We start from the raw sequence: 8114 nt of genomic DNA, 5'->3' as shown, positions 1-8114 counted from the left end.
TAAACACTGAATTAATAAAATAATTTGTTGTAGATGTAGGTTACTTTCCAAAGGGGGTTCATCACTCCAAAATTCGCCTTCTGGGAAGATTATCTCAGGGTTTACATGAGACTCGACTAGGGGTAAGCTTTCAGCGATAGTCATGGTTTTCCAACAGAGATAGGTTGATAATTAATTATAAACTAAATTTGTTACAGCAGTTAGCAATCAGTCCTCAGCCCTTAACTATTTCACTGTAGATTTATCAATGTTTTAACCTTGCGGATTAGTGCTATCTTGGGGAAGTTGTTGATATTTTTTGTATTCGATTTGACTAAACTAGAGCTACCTTTTCTCTAAAATTAGTAAATATTCGGATTTCATGCCATCAGGATTTTTATTCTTGCGAGATTTGAATAACTGTCTGGTTTTAATTCTATCCTCAAAGACGGTATCAAAAACAAAGCCATTTTCCTGAAAATATTCCTTTAATATTCGCCAAGTTTCTACTTCCACTCCATCCACTTTTGGATTACCCACAAAAATGCAAGCTTTGCCAGCTTGTTTTAATTTTCTGGTGGCATTTTCTAAAGCGTTGATAGTGTGACAAAAATAGGAATCGAGTATTTTATGTAAATTCTCTTTCTCTAAACTCGATCTCACTTGATTTAGGGTTTCAGTTTCGATTAATCTGGTAGCCTGTCGGTAGGGAATTTCTAGCTTAGAGATTTTTTGTACTTCTTTTTCTGTATATCCTAACCAATATAAATCTAGTTTTGCTGTTCTGATATATTCCTGTGCTTGCAGATAGGGGGGGGAACTAATTAAACAATCTAACTCTAGATTTTGCTCGATCTCAAAAGTGGCACTATCTACTCCTCCATAAAAAAGCACTTGATTATAATTATGCCAAGTTACGGTAATATATTGATTAACGCTGGTTAAAGTTTCAAAACTCATATCTTTAATCGTTCGTTTTAATTCCTCTTGCCAATCTCTTTGTAATAGTTCCTGTATATCTGATTTTTTGTATTTCGATTGAAATAATTTAGGTTTGGTATGTTCTGCATAGGAAAACTGTTTACTAACTTTCACTAAAACCGATTGAATAATCTGGGAATACAAATCAGGTTCTAGACTTTTTTGACCTGCCCAAAGTTTCTGCAAAACTGCTAAAATCTCCTCTGGATACCAATAGTTTAAATTTGACCACTGAGGGTTAAATTTATCCTTGCTGGCAAAAACTTCTAAGATTTTTTTATCTAACTCTGAGTAACTCAATGGTTCTTGGTGTTCTGTGATCTTAATCGGAATAATATGGTTTAAAAGATAATTCAGGTCAGTTAAAACCGCATTTCTTTGACAAAGTTTAGCCTCTAAACCCACCGTACCTGAACCGGCAAAAGGATCGATAATCCAATCATCCTTTTTACTGTAATTATCAAGGCAAAATCTCACCACTTGGGGAATAAATTTGGCAGGATAATAATAGATGCTATGGGTTAGATAACTGGTGCTGGTGATTTCTGGTACTAAATCTCGAAACGAAACTAATCGCGGGGTTCCCCGATCAAATTCTTCTAAATTGTTAAAAGCGAAAAGTTCTAACTGCATGATTCGGCTATCAATTCTGCTTAGGGTGGATCGGCCAATTAAAATAAAGATTAAAACCGTAGTCGATCAATATTCTAACTTATCGTCCCTTAACCTAACCGACAACTCAGCTTTTTTGCTTTTTACTTTTTACTTTTTACTTAACGTGATATACTGCCAAAGGAAAAAATGACGTTTTAATTAGTCTGCGTGAATAGCCAATCCTCGACAATTATAGAACAGGTTAGAGTCCTTGACCCCCTGACACAAACCGATCGCATTGCCGATGTCTGGATTGAGGAGGGGGTAATTAAAGCGATCGAATCTCAGCTTCCCCCAAGAGAAAATAGTAACTATATTTCCGGTCAAAACTGTATTTTTGCCCCCGGATTAGTCGATCTCTACAGTCATTCCGGGGAACCCGGCCACGAGGACCGAGAAACCCTCGCATCTTTGCTCAAAGCGGCCACGGCCGGAGGCTGCACCCGGGTGGCAATTCTCCCCAATACTCTCCCACCCCTCGATCACCCCGCACTCATTAGCACATTACAGCAAAAAAGTCAAGGGTTTTTTGACTCAAAATCGGCCCGTCTGCATTTTTGGGCAAGTCTCACCCTAGGAAGACAAGGGCAAAAAATGACGGAATTAGCCGATTTAATGCCTGTAGCGGTGGGTTTTACCGATAATCGCGGTCTGGAAGATTTGGGACTGTTGCGGCGCTTATTGGAATACCTAAAACCCTTCGGTAAAAATATCGCCCTTTCCCCGATAAATCAGCAATTAAAGGGTAATGGAGTCATGCGTGAGGGAGAAACCTCGATTCGCCTAGGTTTACCGGGGGATCCTGCTATTTCCGAAACCACTGCTTTAGCCACAATTTTAGAAATCGTCGGCGAAATTAATACACCTGTTCACCTAATGCGAATTTCTACCCGTCGAGGAGTGGAATTAATTCGCGAGGCAAAAATGCGGGGATTGCCGATAACCGCTAGTGTGACGTGGTTGCATCTCCTCTTAAATACAGGATCGATCGCCAGCTATCATCCCAGTTTACACCTCGCTCCACCCTTGGGCAACGAAAGCGATCGCAAGGCGTTAATTGCGGCAATTAAGGAGGGAATTATCGACGCAATCGCGATCGATCATCGTCCCTATACCTACGAAGAAAAAACCGTCTCTTTTGCAGAAGCACCCCCCGGCGCGATCGGGTTAGAATTAGCTTTACCGCTACTCTGGGAAAAATTAGTAATAACCGGGCAATTATCAGCTTTACAATTATGGCAAGCGCTTAGTCTCAATCCCTGTCATTGTTTACAACAAAAACCGGCATCTCTCAACCCCGGTAATCCCGCAGAAGCAATTCTTTTTCATCCCCAAGCAAGCTGGAAAGTAACAGCAAATAATCTTCACTCCCTCAGTCATAATACTTTCTGGTTAAATCAAACAATTACGGGAAAAGTGTTAGAAATGTGGAATTTTTAAAGGGTGGCCAATTTCTATCTTGAGACTCTCCTAGTTTTTTGGATAATAATCAGCTAGAATTCTAGAGAGAACTAGAGTAATGCCATGGAAAAAGAACTGGTATCGGACAAGCGCGGTTATCTGCTTCGCACGGTGGCAGAAGCTAAAGAAATTGTCCTTAATTGGTTGCGGGAAATAAATTTAGTTAATGCGATTAAATTAGGTTTACCAGAAGTGGATGACAGATATCATATTTGGCGAGTTCCTTTATGTAATGAACAGAAAAAAACCGTTGGGGAAGTGGTGATCGATGCCTACACCACCGAAATTTTAGCCGATAGGACAACCCGGACTGAAATTATTGTCGCTCGTCTGTTAAAACAGGATGAATCTAAATTAGAAACCCCCAAGAAAACTAAAAAAGAATATAAGCTTTCCTCTCTGAGAAATACCATCGGATTTGGTGATTGTAGCGAACTTTTGGAGGAAATGCCAGCAGAAAGTGTTGATTTAATCTTTACCTCACCACCCTATTTTAATGCTCGTCCAGAATATTCAGAATTTGAAGAATACGAAAGCTATCTATTGAAGCTGCGACAGGTGATCAGAAAATGTCATCGAGTTTTGAGTGAAGGACGTTTTTTTGTCATTAATATTTCTCCCGTGCTGTTGCGTCGCGCTTCGCGTAATCAAGCTTCTAAACGTATTGCTGTTCCCTTTGATTTGCATCGAATTTTTATTGAAGAAGGTTACGACTTTATTGATGATATTATTTGGCTAAAACCAGAGGGAGCAGGGTGGGCAACTGGTAGAGGGCGCAGATTTGCCGCCGATCGAAACCCTCTCCAATACAAAACCGTGCCGGTGACTGAATACGTTTTAGTCTATCGTAAACACACGGATTTACTCATCGATTGGCATATTCGCAATCATCCCGATCAAGAAGTAGTAAAAGCCTCAAAAATTGCCGATGGTTATGAACGCACTAATGTTTGGAAGATTAACCCAGTCACTAACTCAAAACATCCCGCCGCTTTTCCCGTAGAATTGGCAGAAAAAGTGATTACCTATTACTCTTTTAAAGGTGATGTGGTTTTAGATCCCTTTGCTGGTTCAGGAACCGTGGGACTAGCGGCCGCTTCTTTAGATAGACGTTTTGTTTTATTCGAGAGTAATTTTAATTATATTGAAATGATACAAAAGCTAATTACTGAAGGCAATCAGGCTGATTTAGACTCAATTATTTGGCTTAATTGTCCGTTATAACACTAACAACAAGCAAGATAAACCCCATGACAGCCAGTAAAAGTCACGCTTATTTTACTCCAAAAGACTATCTAGAAATAGAGAAAATTAGCCCCATTAAACCTGAATATATGCGAGGGCAAATCTTGGCAATGGCTGGGACAAGTAAAGCCTATGTTATCATCACAGGTAAGTAGGTAGGCGTTAAAAATTATCAGATGCCCCCCTTATTAAGGGGGGACTCAGGGGGGATCGGCACACCCCTTATTAAGGGGGGACTCAGGGGGGATCGAACCTAAAATCCATTTTTAATTTAATTATAACCAGCTACTTAATCTTTCAGCCCAACTAATTAACCGTAACCTTTTAGGGGTGAACAGAAGCACTGTATTGGCTAAAAAAAGAAAAAGCTCCCACCATCAAGGTGACAGCTAACTTGATTCTCTATTTGCACTGAATACAATTTAATTTGCTATCAGAATCCTAATGTCTTGGAATTCATGACCGACGCAATAGTTGCAGACAGTTTATTTATGGAATTGGTGAAGTAGGTCGCGAAATTCCGGAAAACTAATCTGATTATCGCGACTTGTATCGGCCTGTTGTAACATAGCTTCGATTTCCTTGTCTGTCACCCCCGGTTCGATCGCCTGAAGACAAGCTTTTAACTCCTCAAGGCTAATTTGTCCAGAGCCATCACTATCGAATAGCTGGAATCTTTCCAATAAAATCCCCTCCTGTTGCTCACGATCGCTCTGACTACTAAAAGATAGACGATCGAAGACCTGAAAAGCACGGGCGATATTTTGCCATAATTGATGGGCCAAAGGACGATGGAGAATCGTTTCCTCCTCCTGACCGGTAACTCCGTACTCCCGACGCAAAGACTCGACAGTTTCCGTTTCCGAGGCCGGCAATTCCGTCAATAAATGCTTGATCGCCTCCCTGGAACTCTTACCGGTTAACACTTCCAGCAATTCTGACCCCACCCGGCGATCGGGGTCTTTTTTCCAAGTCACCAAGAGACTTTCTAACAAAGCATCGCGATAACTCTGCAAACGTAACCAATCCTCGCGACTATACTGCTTGTCCGGATCGAGAAGTTCGGCCGATTCCACACCCAACTCTGTTAGAATTGCCTGATGTTCTGCCTCGGTAATCGTCAACTCTAAGCGCATTTGTTCTAGGATTTCGAGGCTGTGGCCGAAGTCAGTATATCCCTCCTCCAAAGCCTCTTTTAACACGGCTTTATAGGCTTTTAAACACTTCTGGTGGGTGAAATCCGGCAGTATCTTGGCCAACACATACACCTCATCTGCGTCCAAAGTTTCCAGCGATCGCCCATCGAGATATTTAGCCGTATCGAGACCCAGTTTACCCAACTGTTTACGCAATCTTCCCGCTAGTCCTTCCCGTTGGTAACGACTCGGATCCCTTATCCAAGTGCGATATAACCATAAACTACTCAAAACAGCCGCTAAAATACTAGCGAAATAATGCCAAAATTTTGGCAAAAGATTAATAAAAGGACGACCACCGAAAATAAAGAAGAAATTGAAAATCAGAAAAGTTCCGACAGTAAAGACTCGATGACGGATAATTTCCGTAGTTAAAGGCGACTTTTTACGGATTCTATAGACTTTATAGGCATTTTCAACTTTTTTACCGAGAAAGTAACCCAAAAAAGTGCAGATTGCCAAAGTTAAGGGAACAGCTACCAACCTCGGAATCGCAATTGCCTGACCAGCAAGATAAAAACCCGGTTTAAAGAGGGATTCTAGTTGATTTTCGTCGTGCGCCCAAGCTCCAGAGAAATAATAGTCCCAATTGCCAGCATAAAGGTAATAATAGATAAAATAGCCAAAAACTAAGCCAAAATAACCGTAATAAAGCCATTGGCGATCGCTGTTATTAATCCCATCCCAATAGGATCTTTCCGCATCGATATCGATACAGGGACTCTGACAGGCAACACAGGCACTTTGTTCGCTACCATCTTCATGGACAATACGACACATGGATTGAGTAATCCCACCGCGACTGTCTTCGTGAGCGGTACTATTTAGTAAACCCCTCGGTTCACCGTAAATCCTTTGAACCGGACTCATGGGACAGAAATAGTTACACCAAGATTTGCCCCCATACCAATAACCCACAAAGATCGCCGCTAGAATAGTAAAGGTTAAAAAGCTACCCAAGAATAAGCGATCGGAATTATAAAAGAGAATCCGTCCGCATAAACCCAAAAATAACAGACTGAATTGTAGATAGAGATAATTCCGAGCTAACCAAGAGTTTTTCGGCACTTTATAGATTTCAGAGCGGACTTTTCCCGATTTATCGGTCTGTTTTTTCTGACGCTGTTTACCCAAAGCACGCGGTATTTGAGAAAGAAAGGATAAAGGACAGATACGCCGCCAGAGTTCGTGACCTAATACTAATAGGATAAAAACACCACTAGGAACCACTATTCCCCAAAAAATCGGCGCACCTAACTGATAGGAGGATTGGGGTAGGCAAACTCCCTGGACTTTAATGCACAGATCGGGATCCACTCTCAGGGGACTAGAAAGATTGTTAGTATCGGTTAATTTTGCCGAAATCGGGTCAAAAAATAGAGAAAATATCAGAATTAACCAAGCGATGGTCACAACCCATCGCAAATAGTGCATTGAGCGTTCGGGAATTTGTGCAAACATATATATACATCTGAGTCAAGTCGTTTTGCTAAATTAATATCCAAGTTTCCAATCGATCATTCGGGAATTTTTGTAAACATCCCAGTGGGTGAAAATGCAGTGGACTAATAACACCAGGCAACAAAGTCAGGCCCCCTCGCGTCCATGATGGTACTAGCACGAGTTTCGATCTCGTCAGCAATGGGACTAATCTTACTTTTTCTACCCCCCGAGGAAATTCCCCTTCCAGCAGCAGAATGCGGCCTTGACAAATTAACAGTGATCTGGTTGGGAAAATTGTCTTAAAATATTATCTACGCTGCTACTATCACTAAACTAGAACATTAAAGAGCGCATTAGCTTAATCCTTCTCAAAAGTTAAAATTCTATGGCTGAAAGCTTGAACCATAAATCCGAAAAACCCTCTCCTCCTCCCGTCCCCCAAGAAAACCCTTGGCTAGAAGCAGTTAAAACCATTGTCACGGCTGGAATTTTGGCTTTTGGTATCCGCACTTTTGTGGCCGAGGCCCGTTATATTCCCTCTTCTTCCATGGAACCCACTCTCCAGATTAATGATCGCCTCATTATCGAGAAAGTTAGCTATCATTTTCAGAAGCCAGAACGGGGTGATATAGTGGTTTTTAGTCCGACAGCCGCTCTCAAAGCTCAAAATTTTCAGGATGCTTTTATTAAACGGGTGATTGGACTGCCGGGGGATAAGGTGGAAGTCAAAAACGGTCTAGTTTACGTCAACGGTAAAGTTTTAGCGGAAAAGTATATCGCCGAAGAACCTAATTATGCTTACGGACCGGTGACAGTTCCCCCCGATCAATATCTGGTTTTGGGCGATAATCGCAATAATAGTTATGATTCCCACGCTTGGGGCTTCGTTCCCCGGGAAAACTTAATCGGTCGCGCCGTGGTGCGTTTTTGGCCCTTTAATCGTCTGGGAGGACTTGACAACCCCGACGCTGCCACAAATCAGAATTAATGTCAAGAAAATAAATATAAAAATTCCCCCTAAAACTAGGGGGATTTGGCCATCTATTTAGGGTCTGCTGAAAAAGTTTTTCCTAGGGGCAGGGTGTAGGGTGTAGGGTGTGGGGTGTGGGGTTTTACCGATTTTGAGGGGGTCAATTACCTAATTTTCAGGGAAAA

General features: G+C 41.5%; 6 protein-coding genes and 1 pseudogene. 4 read left to right on the top strand and 3 right to left on the bottom strand.

What is annotated here, in order from left to right; genetic code table 11:
• Together LW728_RS20935 and LW728_RS20930 are read right to left on the bottom strand one after the other, a co-directional pair.
• Nucleotides 1-144, bottom strand: a pseudogene (locus LW728_RS20935) (Uma2 family endonuclease); the annotation flags it as partial.
• A gap of 180 nt (nt 145-324) precedes the next feature.
• A complete protein-coding gene (locus LW728_RS20930) occupies nt 325-1593 on the bottom strand; it encodes a DNA methyltransferase (protein ID WP_287669028.1) in 1269 nt (422 codons plus the stop codon).
• 189 nt (nt 1594-1782) lie between these two features.
• Here LW728_RS20930 and LW728_RS20925 point away from each other — a divergent pair, with 189 nt between their 5' ends.
• From LW728_RS20925 to LW728_RS20915, 3 genes are all read left to right on the top strand, one after another.
• Nucleotides 1783-3054 (top strand): dihydroorotase, encoded by a 1272-nt coding sequence (locus LW728_RS20925; protein WP_002801191.1) that lies wholly within the window; start codon nt 1783-1785, stop codon nt 3052-3054.
• 84 nt (nt 3055-3138) lie between these two features.
• Complete coding sequence (locus LW728_RS20920) at nt 3139-4299, top strand: DNA-methyltransferase (RefSeq protein WP_287768058.1); 1161 nt, start codon at nt 3139-3141, stop codon at nt 4297-4299.
• Between the two features lie 26 nt (nt 4300-4325).
• Complete coding sequence (locus tag LW728_RS20915; protein WP_287768056.1) at nt 4326-4475, top strand: hypothetical protein; 150 nt, start codon at nt 4326-4328, stop codon at nt 4473-4475.
• A gap of 330 nt (nt 4476-4805) precedes the next feature.
• On the opposite strand, the gene LW728_RS20910 is transcribed toward LW728_RS20915, so the two are convergent.
• Nucleotides 4806-6977, bottom strand: coding sequence for an EF-hand domain-containing protein (locus LW728_RS20910; protein WP_287768055.1), 2172 nt, complete (start codon nt 6975-6977; stop codon nt 4806-4808).
• A gap of 367 nt (nt 6978-7344) precedes the next feature.
• Here LW728_RS20910 and lepB point away from each other — a divergent pair, with 367 nt between their 5' ends.
• A complete protein-coding gene (gene lepB, locus LW728_RS20905) occupies nt 7345-7947 on the top strand; it encodes a signal peptidase I (protein ID WP_002801196.1) in 603 nt (200 codons plus the stop codon).
• Nucleotides 7948-8114: the final 167 nt, after the last annotated feature.

The sequence above is a fragment of the Microcystis sp. 49638_E5 genome (assembly GCF_021300285.1).
Classification (GTDB): domain Bacteria; phylum Cyanobacteriota; class Cyanobacteriia; order Cyanobacteriales; family Microcystaceae; genus Microcystis; species Microcystis aeruginosa_C.
Note: the sequence above shows the minus strand (reverse complement) of the source record. Positions and strands in the feature narration are given on the sequence as shown.